At 74.8% G+C, this 14,456-nt stretch carries 19 protein-coding genes; 11 read left to right on the top strand and 8 right to left on the bottom strand.

What is annotated here, in order from left to right; genetic code table 11:
- The first annotated feature begins 66 nt into the window (after positions 1 to 66).
- From WCD58_RS12895 to WCD58_RS12885, 3 genes are read left to right on the top strand one after another with little or no spacing between them, the layout of a single operon-like run.
- On the top strand, positions 67 to 351 hold the full coding sequence (locus tag WCD58_RS12895) for a hypothetical protein (RefSeq protein WP_337703386.1): 285 nt from the start codon (positions 67 to 69) through the stop codon (positions 349 to 351).
- On the top strand, positions 344 to 625 hold the full coding sequence (locus WCD58_RS12890) for an SH3-like domain-containing protein (RefSeq protein WP_337703384.1): 282 nt from the start codon (positions 344 to 346) through the stop codon (positions 623 to 625). The genes WCD58_RS12895 and WCD58_RS12890 overlap by 8 nt, the downstream gene beginning before the upstream one ends.
- On the top strand, positions 622 to 1,212 hold the full coding sequence (locus WCD58_RS12885; RefSeq protein WP_337703382.1) for a nitrile hydratase subunit alpha: 591 nt from the start codon (positions 622 to 624) through the stop codon (positions 1,210 to 1,212). The genes WCD58_RS12890 and WCD58_RS12885 overlap by 4 nt, the downstream gene beginning before the upstream one ends.
- Before the next feature lie 7 nt (positions 1,213 to 1,219).
- On the opposite strand, the gene WCD58_RS12880 is transcribed toward WCD58_RS12885, so the two are convergent.
- Positions 1,220 to 1,651, bottom strand: coding sequence for a hypothetical protein (locus WCD58_RS12880; RefSeq protein WP_337703380.1), 432 nt, complete (start codon positions 1,649 to 1,651; stop codon positions 1,220 to 1,222).
- A 211-nt stretch (positions 1,652 to 1,862) separates the two neighbouring features.
- On the opposite strand from WCD58_RS12880, the gene WCD58_RS12875 reads away from it, so the two are divergent.
- Together WCD58_RS12875 and WCD58_RS12870 are read left to right on the top strand one after the other, a co-directional pair.
- Positions 1,863 to 2,066, top strand: coding sequence for a cold-shock protein (locus tag WCD58_RS12875; protein WP_337703378.1), 204 nt, complete (start codon positions 1,863 to 1,865; stop codon positions 2,064 to 2,066).
- Between the two features lie 170 nt (positions 2,067 to 2,236).
- A complete protein-coding gene (locus WCD58_RS12870) occupies positions 2,237 to 3,430 on the top strand; it encodes an MFS transporter (protein WP_337703376.1) in 1,194 nt (397 codons plus the stop codon).
- Position 3,431: 1 nt separating this feature from the next.
- Here WCD58_RS12870 and WCD58_RS12865 read toward each other — a convergent pair whose 3' ends face one another.
- The 5 genes from WCD58_RS12865 to WCD58_RS12845 form a co-directional block, all read right to left on the bottom strand.
- The gene (locus WCD58_RS12865) at positions 3,432 to 4,340 is read right to left on the bottom strand and encodes a DUF262 domain-containing protein (protein ID WP_337703374.1); all 909 of its coding nucleotides are present in this window, start codon (positions 4,338 to 4,340) and stop codon (positions 3,432 to 3,434) included.
- 230 nt (positions 4,341 to 4,570) lie between these two features.
- Positions 4,571 to 5,158, bottom strand: coding sequence for a GTP-binding protein (locus tag WCD58_RS12860; protein WP_337703372.1), 588 nt, complete (start codon positions 5,156 to 5,158; stop codon positions 4,571 to 4,573).
- Positions 5,139 to 5,513 (bottom strand): DUF742 domain-containing protein, encoded by a 375-nt coding sequence (locus tag WCD58_RS12855; RefSeq protein WP_337703370.1) that lies wholly within the window; start codon positions 5,511 to 5,513, stop codon positions 5,139 to 5,141. Before WCD58_RS12855 ends, WCD58_RS12860 begins: the two co-directional genes overlap by 20 nt.
- On the bottom strand, positions 5,510 to 5,926 hold the full coding sequence (locus WCD58_RS12850; protein ID WP_337703368.1) for a roadblock/LC7 domain-containing protein: 417 nt from the start codon (positions 5,924 to 5,926) through the stop codon (positions 5,510 to 5,512). Before WCD58_RS12850 ends, WCD58_RS12855 begins: the two co-directional genes overlap by 4 nt.
- Entirely contained in the window at positions 5,923 to 8,367 is a 2,445-nt protein-coding gene (locus tag WCD58_RS12845; RefSeq protein ID WP_337703366.1) for a sensor histidine kinase, read from the bottom strand. The genes WCD58_RS12850 and WCD58_RS12845 overlap by 4 nt, the downstream gene beginning before the upstream one ends.
- Before the next feature lie 208 nt (positions 8,368 to 8,575).
- On the opposite strand from WCD58_RS12845, the gene WCD58_RS12840 reads away from it, so the two are divergent.
- The 5 genes from WCD58_RS12840 to WCD58_RS12820 all read left to right on the top strand — a co-directional run bounded on the left by WCD58_RS12840 (position 8,576) and on the right by WCD58_RS12820 (position 12,234).
- Entirely contained in the window at positions 8,576 to 9,607 is a 1,032-nt protein-coding gene (locus tag WCD58_RS12840; protein ID WP_373696218.1) for an ABC transporter substrate-binding protein, read from the top strand.
- Positions 9,604 to 10,374, top strand: coding sequence for an ABC transporter permease (locus tag WCD58_RS12835; RefSeq protein WP_337703363.1), 771 nt, complete (start codon positions 9,604 to 9,606; stop codon positions 10,372 to 10,374). The genes WCD58_RS12840 and WCD58_RS12835 overlap by 4 nt, the downstream gene beginning before the upstream one ends.
- Entirely contained in the window at positions 10,344 to 11,144 is an 801-nt protein-coding gene (locus WCD58_RS12830; RefSeq protein ID WP_373696221.1) for an ABC transporter permease, read from the top strand. Before WCD58_RS12835 ends, WCD58_RS12830 begins: the two co-directional genes overlap by 31 nt.
- Positions 11,141 to 11,953, top strand: a complete 813-nt coding sequence (locus WCD58_RS12825) for an ABC transporter ATP-binding protein (protein ID WP_337703359.1) — start codon at positions 11,141 to 11,143, stop codon at positions 11,951 to 11,953. Before WCD58_RS12830 ends, WCD58_RS12825 begins: the two co-directional genes overlap by 4 nt.
- Positions 11,954 to 12,030: 77 nt before the next feature.
- Complete coding sequence (locus WCD58_RS12820) at positions 12,031 to 12,234, top strand: DUF4236 domain-containing protein (RefSeq protein ID WP_133828043.1); 204 nt, start codon at positions 12,031 to 12,033, stop codon at positions 12,232 to 12,234.
- 10 nt (positions 12,235 to 12,244) lie between these two features.
- On the opposite strand, the gene WCD58_RS12815 is transcribed toward WCD58_RS12820, so the two are convergent.
- Both WCD58_RS12815 and WCD58_RS12810 read right to left on the bottom strand, forming a co-directional pair.
- Positions 12,245 to 12,562 (bottom strand): cupin domain-containing protein, encoded by a 318-nt coding sequence (locus WCD58_RS12815; RefSeq protein ID WP_337703355.1) that lies wholly within the window; start codon positions 12,560 to 12,562, stop codon positions 12,245 to 12,247.
- Entirely contained in the window at positions 12,559 to 13,287 is a 729-nt protein-coding gene (locus tag WCD58_RS12810; protein WP_337703353.1) for an ABC transporter substrate-binding protein, read from the bottom strand. Before WCD58_RS12810 ends, WCD58_RS12815 begins: the two co-directional genes overlap by 4 nt.
- 141 nt (positions 13,288 to 13,428) lie before the next feature.
- Between WCD58_RS12810 and WCD58_RS12805 the strand changes: the two genes are divergently transcribed.
- On the top strand, positions 13,429 to 14,436 hold the full coding sequence (locus tag WCD58_RS12805) for a methyltransferase (protein ID WP_337703351.1): 1,008 nt from the start codon (positions 13,429 to 13,431) through the stop codon (positions 14,434 to 14,436).
- Positions 14,437 to 14,456: the final 20 nt, after the last annotated feature.

The following is a 14,456-nucleotide window of genomic DNA, read 5'->3' as shown; positions in this document are numbered from 1 at the left end:
GAGAACAGAGTGGCGAGCATCCGCCGACCCTGGTCCCGGCCGCCGCGCAGCGGTAGGAACGACCCCGTGAGCCGGATCAACGACGTGGGCGGCATGGTCGGCTTCCCACCGATCGTCGAGGAGCCCGACGAGCCGCGGTTCCACGCCGACTGGGAGGCCCACGTCGTCGCGCTCAACGGCGCGCTGCTGCGCCGCGGCGTCTACAACCTCGACGAGTTCCGCGACGCGATCGAGCGCATCCCGCCGCAGGAGTACCTCGCCTCCTCGTACTACGAGAAGTGGTTCCGCGCGATCACGACGCTGCTCGCGGAGAAGGGTGTCGCGACACCCGGGGAGCTCACCGGTGACTGACCGCTACGCCCCCGGCGACCGGGTCCGCACCCGCATCGCCGACCCGCCCGGCCACACCCGCCTGCCCCGCTACGCCCGGGGCGCGCGCGGCGAGGTCGTGTCGACGGCCGGGCACCACCCGCTCGCCGACGAGCGCGCCCGCGGCCTCGCGTCCGACCCGCGCGCCGTCTACCACGTGCGCTTCGCCGCGAGCGACCTCTTCGGCGCCGGTGACCACGCGGTGGTCGTCGAGCTCTGGGAGGACTACCTCGAACCCGACGGGAGCACGCCATGAGCGGCGACCACGCCAGCAGCCCGGTCGCCGCGCAGGTGCGGCACGTCGAGGCCCTGCTCGAGCAGCGCGGACTGCTCGAGCCGGACGAGATCGACGAGCGCATCGACGCCCTCGCCGCGGGCGGGACGCCGGCGAACGGCGCGGCTCTGGTCGCGCGGGCGTGGGTCGACCCGGCGTTCCGGGAGCGCCTGCTCGCCGACGGCAACGCCGCGATCGCCGAGCTCGGGTTCTCGATGGGCGGGGCGCTGCAGGAGCAGAAGCTGCACGTGGTCGCCAACGACGCCGACGAGCACCACGTCATCGTCTGCACGCTCTGCTCCTGCTACCCGATCGCGCTGCTCGGGCCGTCGCCCGGCTGGTACAAGAGCGAGGCCTACCGGTCGCGGGTGGTCCGCGAGCCGCGGGCGGTGCTGCAGGAGTTCGGTCTCGAGCTGCCCGCGTCGACGCGCATCACGGTGTGGGACGCGAGCGCCGAGACGCGCTACATGGTGCTGCCGCGGCGCCCGGACGGCACCGGCGGGGAGACCGAGCAGGAGCTGGCCGAGAGGGTGACCCGCAAGGGCCTCGTCGGCACCGCCGCGGTCTGACGCGCGCTCAGACCGCCCGCAGTGCAGGGCGCGGGTCGTGGAGCGACAGCTCGTCGGGGAACGTGTCGCCCAGCGTCGACACCAGGGTCGCCGGGGGCCGGTGGAGCTCGAGACGGCCGGCGAAGGCGAGCTGCTGGAGCCGCAGCTGCCCGAGGATCCGGACGAGCGCCGGCGTCGACCACACCAGCCCGGACAGCTCGATCGCGAGCTCGTGGCGGCCGAGGCCGCGCACGTCGCGCAGCGCGCCGGCGAGCCGCTCCGCGGACGAGGGCTCGACGACGCCCACGATCGCCATCGCGAGGAAGCCGTCGCCGTAGGGGGAGAAGGCGAACGCCGCCTCGCCCGCCCGGACGGGGTGCTCGGCGGCCTCGGTGGCGACGCGTGCCAGGGCGTCACGTTGCTCGCGGAGGCCCGGGTGCTGCCGCCGAGGGTCGATCATCGATCGCTCCCGTCTCCCGCGTCGCGCGCCGGCCGACCCGCGCGTGGACGGCACGGTAGCCCGGACGGGCGGGTGACGCCGCGCGAAAAAGGGCGCCGGGGGGCCTGTGTTAGCGTCCGCCCCGTTGCTGTCTTCTTTTCCTCGCTGTGCTCGAGCCTCGTGGATCAGTCGATTTCGACATCACCCGGCCCGACACACGAGATGAGGATTCATGTCCGACGGCACGGTCAAGTGGTTCAACTCCGAGAAGGGGTTCGGCTTCATCGCCCCTGACGACGGAGGCAAGGACATCTTCGTCCACTACTCCGCCATCGAGGGCGGCGGCTTCCGCTCCCTCGAGGAGAACCAGCGCGTCAGCTTCGAGTGGAGCCAGGGCCAGAAGGGCCCGCAGGCCGACTCGGTCCGCGCGCTCTGAGTCTTCCCCGCCAGGGGTGACCCGGCCGAGCAGCGCCGTCAGGGTGCCTGCTCGGCCTGCCGGCTGTGGTCCCGCGCCTCATACCCGCGGGACCACAGCCTCCGGGTCGACGAGGTGCGCGCGTCACGAACATCCCCTCCGCCCGGAGAATTCGGTTAGCGTTGCTCACGATGAGCGAGCAATCGGCGCTGAGGACCGGGGCGGGAGCCGTCGCGATCACCACCGCCACCGTCCTCCCGGTGTTCCTGCTGGGCGCGCTGTCGGTCCAGATCGGCGCCGACCTCGGGTTCGACCCGGCCGCGCTGGGCCTGGTCGTGTCGGCGTACTTCGGGGTGTCGGCGCTGGTGTCGCTGCCGGTCGGGAAGCTGGTCGAGCGGCTCGGCTCGCGCCTGACCAGCCGCATCGGCCTGGTCGGCGCCTCGGTCGCGATGCTGCTGACCGCCGTCCTCGGCCAGAGCTTCACCTGGGTCGTGGTGCTCGTGCTGGTCGGGGCGTGGACGAACGTCATGGGCCAGCTCGCCACCAACCTCACGCTCGCCCGCGCGATGCCACCGGGCCGCCTCGGGCTGTCGTTCGGGGTCAAGCAGGCGTGCGTCCCGCTGGCCACCCTGCTCGCGGGGCTCGCCGTCCCGACGGTCGGGCTGACCATCGGCTGGCGCTGGGCCTACGTCATCGGCGCCGGGCTCGCGCTCGCGGCGCTGGTCGTGGCGCCCCGCGGGTCGGGACGGGGCGAGCGCTCCGCCGACAGCTCCGCCGAGCGCGCGACCGGCGCGCTCGCGGTGATCGGCGTCGCGGCCGGCCTGGGCGCGGCGAGCTCGACGGGCCTGAGCATCTTCCTCGTCGCCTCGGCGGTCGACTCCGGCGTCGCGCCGGGGCTCGCGGGCCTGGTCCTGACGCTGGGCAGCGTCGTCGCCGTGATCGTGCGCATGCTCCACGGCTGGCTCGCCGACCGTCGCGCCGGCGGGCACGTCGCCGTGGTGGCGGGCAGCCTCATCCTCGGCGCCGCGGGCGTGGTGCTGCTCGCGGTGCCCGGCTCGGTGGCCCTGGTGGTCGGCACGATCCTGGGCTTCGGGCTCGGCTGGTCCTGGCCGGGCCTGCTGCAGTTCGCCGTCGTGCGCCTCAACCCCACCGCCCCGGCCGCGGCGACGGCGATCGTGCAGGTCGGCGTCTACGCCGGCGGGTGCCTCGGGCCGGTCGGCTTCGGGCTCATCGCGACCGGGCTGTCGTTCGCGACGGCGTGGATCGTCGCCGCCGGGGCCATGCTCGTCGCCGGGGGCGGGGTACTCGTGGGGCGGCGGATGCTCGTGCGCCACCGGGCGACGGCGCAGGGGCGGGCCCGCGAGGGGGTCCCGGCTTCGGCCTGACTCACCACCCCCTGGTCACGCCGGCGCCGTCGTCGAACATCGGGTGCGGGAACGCCTCGGTCGGCGGGTCGTCCCCGTTGAGCGAGGAACCCTGGACGACGCCGTCGCGGTAGCTCGCCAGGCTCTCGGCGACGTCCTCCGGCGAGGCCCCCGCCGTCCCGAAGCTCAGCCCGCTCTCGGGGGGCGGCGGGACCGCGCCCGGGACGAGCAGCGCTCGGGGCTCGCGCTGCGGCAGGCCCGCCGCGGTGACACCCGCGAGGTCGGCGTCGTCGGGGGCGACGGCGGCCTCGGCGGCAGCGTGACCCTCGTCGGCCGGTGAGGAGAAGGCGCCGGGCGCGTCCGAGAGCGCCCGGAACTCCGAGAGGTCGGCGAACCACGCCGACACCTGGTCGTAGATCGGTTCGGGCGAGACCGGGGACCGGTGGGAAGGGGCGCGCGGTTGCGGCACCGGAATGTCCGGCTCGTCCGGCGGACGCAGCCGGTCGAGCAGCTCCCGCAGCTCGGCGGGGCGGTAGTCGGAGAGCACGACCACGGTCATCCGGAAGCGGCGCACGCGACGCCGGACCTCGCCGGACAGGTCGCTGTAGCGCAGTCCGTCGAGCCTGCGCACCTCATCGTGGTCGGGCGCCTGCTCGCCGGAGCACGACAGCTCGTCGTGGAAGAAGCGCTGCAGCGTGAGCAACCGCTGGCCCCCGTCGAGGACGACCTCGCCGACGTTCGGGTCGGCCGGGTCGGCGGCGATGTGGATCTCCGGGACGCACCACTCGCGCAGGATCGTGTCGATGAAGCGTTGCTGGCGCTCCTCGTCCCAACCGCCGGGGCCGGACGTGTCCCCGCGGGGATGGAGCTCACGGCGTTCCATGCGGGCGATCAGTGATTCGAGCTCGAGCTCGATGCGTTCAACGTGCACGGCGGCCTCCTCCGTCCGTGGGCTGGGTGGGCGCACGGTCCAGGGATGCGGGGGCGGACTGGTCGATCGTCGGGGTCGGCGGCCGCTCGAGCGGCGGGGGTCGCGGCGGCGACACCGACCACGCGATCCAGCCGACGACGACCACGACCGCGTCGAGGGCGATCAGCACCCGCGTCACCCAGGGCGAGCGGCGGCGGGGTCGGGAAACGCGCACGGGTCTCAGCCTCCCGTCATCGCCGCTCGAGCACGAGCGCGTGCTGCACCAGGGCGATGAGCACGTCCCGCGCCGACTCGCGTCGTCGGGCGTCACAGGTCAGCAGCGGGGTCCCGGGCGGCAGATCCATCGCCTCGCGGACCTCGTCGGGGTCGTGGCGGCGCGCGCCCTCGAAGAGGTTCACCGCGACGACGTGGGGCACGCCGCGGGCCTCGAGGAAGTCGGTGGCCGCGAAGCACGCCTCGAGCCGCGTCGTGTCGGCGATGACGACCGCGCCGACCGCCCCGCGGAACAGGTCGTCCCACATGAACCAGAAGCGCTGCTGGCCGGGCGTCCCGAACAGGTACAGGACCAGCTCCGACGGCAGGGAGATGCGGCCGAAGTCCATCGCGACGGTGGTGGTCGTCTTGCCGGCGAGCGGGGCCGCGTCCTGCTCGCGGGCCGCCTCGGTCATGACGGCCTCGGTGACGAGCGGCTCGATCTCGGACACGGCGCCGACGAAGGTCGTCTTGCCGGCGCCGAACCCGCCCGCGACGACGATCTTCGCGGACTGGGTGGCCGCGCCCGCCGCGGTCCGCGGGGCCTCAGAGACGCTGGAGTCCATCGAGGACCCTCTCCAGCAGCTCGCGGCTCGGGCGGTCGTCCGACGGCAGGTGCAGCACGACCAGGCCGCCGCGGGCCATGTCGTCGAGCACCACCCGCGTGACGCCCAGCGGCAGGTCGACCCGGGCCGACACCTCGGCCACCGAGATCGGCATGACGCACAACCGGCAGATCGCGCGCTGCTCCTCCGGCATGGCCGTGGTCGGGACGTCGAGCGCGCTCGCCGTCTGCACCAGGGTCTCGATCGCGAGGGTCACCTGGGTGCGGGTGCGGCCGCCGGTGATCGTGTACGGCCGCACCCGGGGCGCGCGCCGCCCGGTACCCGCTTCCTCTGGCGCCATCTCGTCGGCCGTCATGAGGTGCGGGTGGTGCGCAGCTCCCGGCGCACCTCGGGCGTGAGGGCCTTCCCCACGCGCGCGGTCATGAGCGTCATCTCGTAGCCGACGAGCCCGCGGTCGCAGTCGGCCGTCGCCAGGACAACGAGGCAGGAGCCGTCGCGGATGGCCATCGTCAGCACCAGGCCCTGCGCCATCTCCACGACGGTCTGGACGACCTCGCCGGCGTCGAAGCACCGGGCGGCGCCGCCGGCCAGGCTGACGAGCCCGGCGGCCACGGCGGCCAGCTGGTCGGCGCGTTCGTCGGGCAGGCGGCTCGAGTGCGTGAGCAGCAGCCCGTCGGCGGAGATGACGACGGCGTGGGCGACGCCGGGCACGCGCGTCACGAAGTCGTCGACCAGCCAGGCCATCCGGGCGGGCGTCTCGGTGCTCATCGCGGGCCTCCGGAGGTCGTGGCCGGCTCGTCGTCCGACGGCGCGGCGCGCATGTCGGGCACCTCGAAGCCGTCGGTGTCGAGCTCCTCGCGGCCCCGGGTCGCGCCCTGCTGGAACTGGCTCATGCGAGCGCGCAGGGCCTCGGCGTCGACGGTCTGCCGCGGCGTGGGGATGTCGTCGGGGCCCGCCTCCGGCGCGCCCCCGGGCACGAGCCCGGCACCGCGGCGGCGCCGGGGCAGGCCGCCGGCGGTGTGCTCGGCGGGCGGGGGCTCGGCGGCGCGGGCGGCGACGGCCTGCCAGCCCTCGTCGGCACCGGAGTCCCAGAGGGACCCGTGGGAGGCGGCCGGAGCGGGGGTCTCCGGTGCGCTGCCGTCGGAGAACCACGCCGACACCATCGCCTGGAAGATCGGCTCGTCGGGACCGGGCGCGACCGGGACCTCGTCGGTCAGCGGGTCGTCGGCGTCGGGCTCGTCGGAGGCCGACGCCGGCGCCGGGACCCGGGGTCGTTCGTGGGTGACGAGCACGTCGGCGGGGACGTGGACGCTCGCGGTGGTGCCCTCGTCGCTGCCGGGGAGCAGCCGGGCGGTGATCCCGTGCCGGCGGGCCAGCGCGCCGACCACGAACAGGCCCATCTGCCGGGGCACCGAGGAGTCGAGGAGCACGGGCTGCTCGAGGCGGGCGTTCGCGTCGTGGAGGTCCTCGGCGTCCATGCCGAGCCCGGCGTCGGCGACCTCGACGATCGCGCCGCCGTCGGGGGCCCGCGAGGCGCTGACCGTGACCGGGCTGTCCGGCGGCGAGTAGCTGGTGGCGTTGTCGAGCAGCTCGGCGAGCAGGTGGGTGAGGTCGTCGGCGGGGGCGCCCTGCACGCGCAGGCCGGGCACCTGGCCGACCTCGACGCGCTGGTAGTGCTCGACCTCGCCGACGGCGGCCCGCACGACGTCGGCGAGCAGCAGCGGCTCGGCGGGCCCGCGGGTCGGCGCCGCGCCGCCCAGGACCAGCAGGTTCTCGCCGTTGCGGCGCATGCGGGTGGCGAGGTGGTCGAGCCGGAACAGGTCGGCCAGGACGTCCGGGTCCTCCTCGCGGCTCTCCAGGGTGTCGATGAGCAGGATCTGCCGCTCGACCAGGCCCTGGGAGCGCCGCGAGAGGTTGACGAACAGCGCGTTGAGGTTGGTGCGCAGGCGGGCCTGCTCGCCGGCGAGGCGCACGGCCTCCCGGTGCACGCTGTCGAACGCGCGGGCGACCTCGCCGACCTCCTCCTCGGTGTGGATGGGCACCGGCTCGACGGCGGCCTCCGGCGGCTCGGCGTCCGGGCCGTCGCGCACGCCCTCGTCCTCGAGCTCCCGGACCGCCTCGGGGAGGCGCCGCTCCGCCACGTCGAGCGCGGACCAGCGCAGGCGCTGCAGCGGCGTGACCAGCGACCGCGCGATGACGACGGCGAGCGCCGCCGCGACGAGCACGCCGAGCAGGACCAGGGCGATCACGACGACCGCCGTGGTCGTCGCCGACGACACGAGCCCGTCGGCGGTGCCGCGCAGCTCGCCCTGCAGGTCGTTCTCCAGCGTGCGCATCCGCTCGCGGGTGGCGCTCGCGGCGCGGTCCCAGGCGATCGGGTCGACGGCGAGGGCCGTCCCGTCCTGCAGGAGCGCCGTCTGCAGGATGCGCGTGCGCTGGTCGACCTCCGGGCCCGCGACGGTGTCGTCGAACCGCTGGACCTGGGCCGGGCTCGAGCCCGCCTCGAACTCCGCGGTGGCGGCCTCCTGCTCGGCGACCGACCCCCGCAGCGCGTCGCTCGCGCCCGGCGGCAGCGTGCGCGTGATCGCCCCGACCAGCAGCAGCGCGTGCTGGACCTCGGCCTGCTCCTTGGCCCGGCCCAGCGCCGCGAGGCTCGTGGCCGGACGGACGACCGCAGGCTCGCCGACCGCGCCGGCGATGTCGCGGGAGAGGGCGAGCAGGGGGTCGACCAGGCCGGTGTAGCCGGTGACGACGCTGGTGGCGGGGTAGCGGGTCGCCACCGAGGTCGCGCGCAGCGCGGGCAGCGCGTCGAGGCGCGCGAGGGCGGTGGCGTAACGGTCGCGGACGCCGGGGTCGAGCCCGGCGGCGTCGTCGCCCGCGGCGCGCAGGGCCTCGACGCCCGCGTCGGTCCGGTCCGCGGCGACGTCGAGCCCCGAGCGGTCCGGCGGGCGGCCCGCGGCGACCCAGGCGGCGGTCGCGGCGCGCTCCACCTGCACCCGGTCGACGAGGTCGGCGACGGTCCCGGTGAGCCGCGTGCCGGTGGCGACCTGGGCGAGCGCGTCGCGGTCGGCGAGCTGGGTGCGGATCGTGAGCCCGGCCAGCACCAGCACCAGCAGGATCGGGACCGCGACGACGGCGACGACCTTGGTGCGGACGCGCCAGTGGCCCGGGTTCCAGACGGGCATGGTGCTCCCGGTGCTCTCGGCCACGGACGATCCCCCACAGTCGCCAGGCACGGCACGGATCGTGTTCTCGAGCTCTCGCGGAACTGTTCGTTCAACGTACAAGGAACTCGTACAACAACTATCTGTGACGATGACGAAAGCCACGGTAGCTTCCCCGTGGCGGACACGACACCCGATCGAGACAGTTCTTCACGCGGACGCCGCACCCCGCGTCGATTTGATCGAACAATTCGTGCTCCAAGAGGGGGATGTAGTGCGCAAGTGGAGTAACAATCGTGGTCCGAGTCGTCGGCGACAGATCACCGTCCGGTTACTGACGATTCTGTCCGTCCTCGTCCTGTCCGGGTGCAGCGCGCTCGGCGGGTCGAGCTCGGGGGGTCAGGGTGGCGCCGAGGGCGGCCCGGAGAAGCCCACGCTCCGGGTCGGCATGCTCAACATCGTCGACACGGCGTCGTTCTACCTCGCCCAGGAACGCGGGTTCTTCCGCGACGAAGGGCTCACCGTCGAGCCGGTCGTCGCCCAGGGCGGCGCGGCGTCGATACCCGCCGTGGTCGGCGGCAGCCTCGATGTCACGTTCGGCAACTACGTGTCGTTCTTCCTCGCGCAGAATCAGGGAGTCGGACGATTCCGTTTGATCTCGGACGGATATCAGGCGGGCCCGAACACCTTCGTTCTCGTCGCCCGTCCCGACGGCGTGGTCCGCTCCCCGCGCGATCTCGCGGGACGTCGCGTCGCGGTCAACACGTTCCGCAACATCGTCGAGCTGAATGCGCGCTCGGCACTCCAGACCAACGGGGTCGATCCGGGCACGGTGCAGTTCGTCGAGGTGCCGTTCCCCGACATGGCCGCGGCGCTCGCGGCCGGCCGGGTCGACGCCGCCGCGATGGTCGAACCGTTCATCACCGCGACGGAACGCAGCGCGGGCGCCGTGCCGATCCTCGACACCGCGTCCGGCCCGACCGCCGACATCCCGCTGGGCGGCTACGGCACCACCGAGGCCTTCGCGCAGCAGAACCCGCGCACCGTCGCGGCCTTCCAGCGCGCGATGCTGCGGGGCCAGCAGGCCGCGGCCGACCGCGCCAACGTCGAGCAGGTGCTCCCGACCTACATCCGCATCGACCGGGCCACCGCCACCCTGATCAACCTCGGGACCTATCCGCAGTCGCTCGACGGCACCCGCCTGCAGCGCGTCGCCGACCTCATGCAGCAGTTCGCGCTGGTCCCCGGCCGGTTCGACGTGCAGCCGCTGCTGGTCACCCAGTGAGCGGTGGGGTCCTGCGCGGCCTCGTCGGCCTCGCCGTGTTCCTGGCCGTCGGGGAGGTCGTGGGGCGCCTGGGCCTGGTCCCGGCGGACCTGCTGCCGCCGACCTCGGCGGTGCTCGCCGGCCTCGTCGAGATCGTCGGCGACCCCGCGTTCCGGGCCGACGTCGTCGCGACCGTGCTCGCGTGGCTGATCGGGCTGGGGATCGCCGTCGGGATCGCGGTGCCGGCCGGGGTGCTGCTGGGCAGCGTGCCGGGCATCCGCGCGGGGACGCGGGCGCTCGTGGAGTTCCTGCGCCCGATCCCGTCGGTCGCCCTGATCCCGCTCGCGGTCGTCCTCATCGGGCAGGGCCCCACGAGCAAGATCGCGCTGGCCGTGTACGCGGCGGTCTGGCCGATCCTGTTCGCCACCGTGCACGCCGTCACCGAGGTCGACCCCCTGCTGCGCGAGACCGCGGCGGCCTTCCGGATCGGGCGGCGCCGGACGCTGCTGCGCGTCGTGCTGCCGTCGATGGCGCCCTTCGTGCTGACGGGCGTGCGCCTCGCCGCGGCGGTGGCTCTCATCCTCGTCGTGTCCACCGAGCTGCTGGTGGGCGGCGGGCGGGGGATCGGGGAGTACATCGCGCAGTCCGGCACCGGCGGCGGCCGGATGGACCTGGTGCTGGCGGCGGCGATCGTCGCCGGGCTCGTCGGGCTGGCGGCCAACGCCGCGCTCACCGCCGCGGGACGCCGGTGGCTGCCGTGGAGCGCCGCGGCGGCGGGGTCGGCGTGACCGGCGCGAGGTCCCCGCTGGTGCGCTGGGGCGTGTTCGCACTCGCCCTGGTGGTGTGGGAGCTCGCCGCGCGCGCCGCGGGGAGCGCGTTCTTCCCGCCGCCGTCGGCGATCGCGGCGGCCGGGTGGGCGCTGTGGTTCTCGGGTCCGGCGGTGCTCACCGAGGGTGCCTGGGCGGACGTCCTGCCCAGCGTGGGCCGGGTGCTCGCCGGGTGGGCGGTCTCCGGGGTGATCGGCATCGCGGTGGGCCTGCTGCTGGGCCGGTCGCGGCGGGCCACCGAGTACCTGGCGCCGCTGCTCGCGTTCGCCCGCGCGCTCCCGCCGCCGGTGCTGATCCCGGTCTTCCTCGTGCTGTTCGCCGCGGGCACGCCGATGCAGCTCGCGACGATCGTGTTCGGCACGGTGTGGCCGGTCCTGCTCGCCACCGCCGCCGGGGCGCGCGACGTCGACCCGGTCACGATCGACACCGCGGAGGTCTACGGGGTCGCCGGCCTCCGCCGCCTGCGCCGGGTGATCCTGCCCGCCTCGGCGCCGCGGATCGTCGCGGGCCTGCGGGTGAGCCTGTCGCTCGCGCTGATCCTCATGGTGGTCTCGGAGCTGGTCGCGTCCACGAACGGCCTCGGTCACCAGCTCGTCGTCGCGCAGCGGAGCTTCGACTTCACGGCGATGTGGGCGGCGATCGTCCTGCTCGGGGCCGTCGGCTACGCGCTGAACGCGGCCCTGCTCGGCGTCGAGCGCCGGGCGCTGGGCTGGACCACGGCCGGGGGATGAAGGGAGCCGATGTGACGCCGATGGTCGAGGTCACCGATCTCGCCGTGGCCTTCCGCGAGGCGGGGCACACGACGACCGTGCTCGACGGGCTCTCCCTGCGCGTCGCCCGGGACGAGGTCGTGTGCCTGCTCGGGCCGTCGGGGTGCGGCAAGTCGACGCTGCTGCGCTGCCTCGCCGGGCTCCGCGCCCCGGACCGCGGTGAGGTGCGTCTGCGCGGCGAGCCCGTGGCGGGGGTGCCGGACGGCCTGGGCGTGGTGTTCCAGGACTACGGCCGGTCGCTGCTGCCGTGGTCGACGGTGGCGCGCAACGTGGACTTCGGGCTCCCCGCGGACCTCGACCGCGCCACGCGGCGCGCCCGCACCGCGCAGGCGCTGGAGGCGGTCGGTCTGGCCGACGCCGCCGCGCGCCGGCCCGGACAGCTCTCCGGCGGCATGCAGCAGCGGGTCGCGATCGCGCGGGCGCTGGCGCGCCGCCCCGACCTCCTGCTCATGGACGAGCCGTTCGCGTCGGTCGACGCCCTGACCCGCGCCGACCTCGAGGACCTGCTCCTGCGCGTGCGCCGGGAGTACGCGATGACCGTGGTGCTCGTGACCCACGACATCGACGAGAGCATCTACCTGTCCGACCGCGTCGTCGTGCTCTCGCCCCGCCCGGCGGCCGTCGTCGCCGACCTCGCGGTGGATCTCGGGGGAGACCGCGACCAGATCACCACACGGGAGTCGCACGCGTTCGTGCACCTGCGGGCGCGGGCGGCGTCGCTGCTGCGGGACGGGTCGGACGCACCGGAGCCTGCGCAGGACACCGTCTGATTCGTCCGATCGGCGCCGTTCGGGAACTCCGCGGTCCGGGGCACCCGTTGTCGGGACACGACTCGAGGAGGCTCCCCATGGGATTCCGTCTGCTGCCCCACGTCCATCCGCGACACCACCTGCGTCGCACGTTCCGGCTCGGTCCGCTGCGGCTGCACGCCGGACCGGACGGCGTGAGCTGGGGGCTCGGCGCGGGACGCTGGTCGTGGAACGCGAAGAGCCGCAAGCACACGGTCGACACCCCGGGACCGGGCTACTGGCAGAGCAAGGGGCGCCGCTGAGCCGGCGGGCTCACAGCTCGACGTAGACCCGCCGCCAGGGCTGGTCGTCGACCAGCTCCCAGCGGTGGCCCCCGCCGGCGGTGTCCTCGGCGAGGAGGACGTCGCCGGGCGCGAGGAGGAACGTCGCGCCGTCGCGGGTGGTGAAGCGCAGCGTGCCGGTCAGCGTGATCACGTACTGGCGACACGGCGCGTCGTGCCAGGCCAGCGCGCTGCCCGGCGGCGACTCCTCGGCGTGGACGCGCCGGGCGTCGGCGGCGGGCGGCAGACCGGTCTCCTCGCGGAACCGGGACTCGCCGTCCTCGGTCCAGAGGCGGACCAGGCGGCTCACCGGACCACCGCGGTCGTGCTGCCCGGGACGTCGGTGCCGAGCCATTCGCGCCCGAGGCGCTCGAGCGTCCCGTCGGCGCGCAGCGCGTCGAGGGCGCGGTCGACGTCGTCCGCGAGTGCGGTGTCGTCCGACCGGACGGCGACGCCGAGGTCCTCGTGGGTGATGCCGGCCTGCACCACCGCGAGCGTCGGACGGTCACGGGTCAGCGCGCGCATCACGGGTTCGAGCTTCATGAACGCGTCGATGGTGCCGGCGGCGAGGTCGTCGAGCGCGGTGAGGATGTCGCGGTAGGCGTAGCGCCGGACGCCGGCGATGCGCCCGTCGCGGGCCAGGCCGTCGGCCACCGGCTCGGAGGTGTTGCCCCGCTGCACGCCGAGCGTGAGCCCGGCGAGGTCGTCGACCCCGCGGACGTCCGGGTGGAGCTGCCGGTCGACCACGAGGCTCTGCCCCGAGCGCACGTACGGGCGGCAGAAGCGGGCGAGCGTGCGGCGGTGCTCGGTGATCGTCGCCCCGGAGGCGACGACGTCGTAGTCGCCGCGGTCGAGGCCCGCGAAGATGCCGTCGAAGTCGTCGGCCTCGTAGCGGACCTGGACGAAGGTGCGCCGGAGGCGGGCGGCGACCTCGGCCATCACCGCGGGGTCGAACCCGACGGTCTCCGAGCCCTGATCCAGCTCGAACGGCGGGTCCGGCAGCGCCGACCCGACCCGCAGCACGCCGACCCCCATGGGCAGCAGTGTGCTCGGATGGGGCGGGTGGCGGAAGGTCGCCGGGCACCCGGACCAGGCACGACGTCCGCCGCGGCACCGTCCGCCGAATCGTGACGGTCCCGGGGCCGCGGCGCGGCCCGGCCGCGACACCCTCGGACGATGGCGGGGGACACGAGGGTCGGGTCGCCCTCGATGCAGATGATGGCGTTGCTCTACGGATCGATCCTCGGCCGGCTGGTGTCCGTCGTCGCCGAGTTCGGCATCGCGGACCTGTGCGCCGACGGCCCCCGCGGGGTCGACGAGCTCGCCGCCGCCACCGACACCGACCCGGACACGCTGTACCGGATGCTGCGCGCGCTGGCGTCGTCCGGCGTGTTCACCGAGGTGGCGCCGCGGGCGTTCGCGCTCACCGACCTCGCGGAGACGCTGCGCAGCGAGGTGCCGGGCTCGATGCGCGACCACGCCCGCAACTGGGGGTCGTCGGAGTACCTGCACACCGTCACCGGGCTCGGCGGCAGCCTGCGGACCGGGCGCCCCTCGTTCGACACCCACTTCGGCGTCGACTGGTGGTCCTACCTCGGGTCCCACCCGCGCCGGGCGCAGGTGTTCGACCGCGCGATGGGCAACCGCGCCCGCCAGATCGGGGCCGCGGCCGTGGCGGCGTACGACCTGTCCGGGGTGCGCCGGCTCGTCGACGTCGGGGGCGGGCAGGGCCACCTGGTCGCCGCGGTGACGGACCGCTACCCGGGCGTCCACGCCGTCGTGTTCGACCGGCCGGAGGTGGTGGCCGGCGCGCCCGAGGTCGTGGGCGAGCGGGCCGAGGCCGTCGGCGGCGACTTCTTCACCGCCGTGCCGGCCGGCGCCGACTGCTACGTGCTCTCCAGCGTCATCCACGACTGGAACGACGAGGACGCCGTGACGATCCTGCGGCGGATCCGCGAGGCGATGGACCCGGCGGGCCGGCTGCTCGTGCTCGAGACCGTGCTGCCCGAGGGCGACGAGCCGCACATGGGCAAGCTCCTCGACATCCTCATGCTCGCGCTCGTCGGCGGGCGCGAGCGCACCGAGCGGGAGTACGCCGCGCTGCTCGACCGCGCCGACCTGCACATCGAGCGTTTCGTCCCCACCGCGACACCGGTCGGCGTGCTGGTCGCCGCGCCCACGTGATCGGCACCGGTGGGTACTCG

Source organism: Actinomycetospora flava (assembly GCF_037400335.1).
Classification (GTDB): Bacteria; Actinomycetota; Actinomycetes; order Mycobacteriales; family Pseudonocardiaceae; genus Actinomycetospora; species Actinomycetospora flava.
Note: the sequence above shows the minus strand (reverse complement) of the source record. Positions and strands in the feature narration are given on the sequence as shown.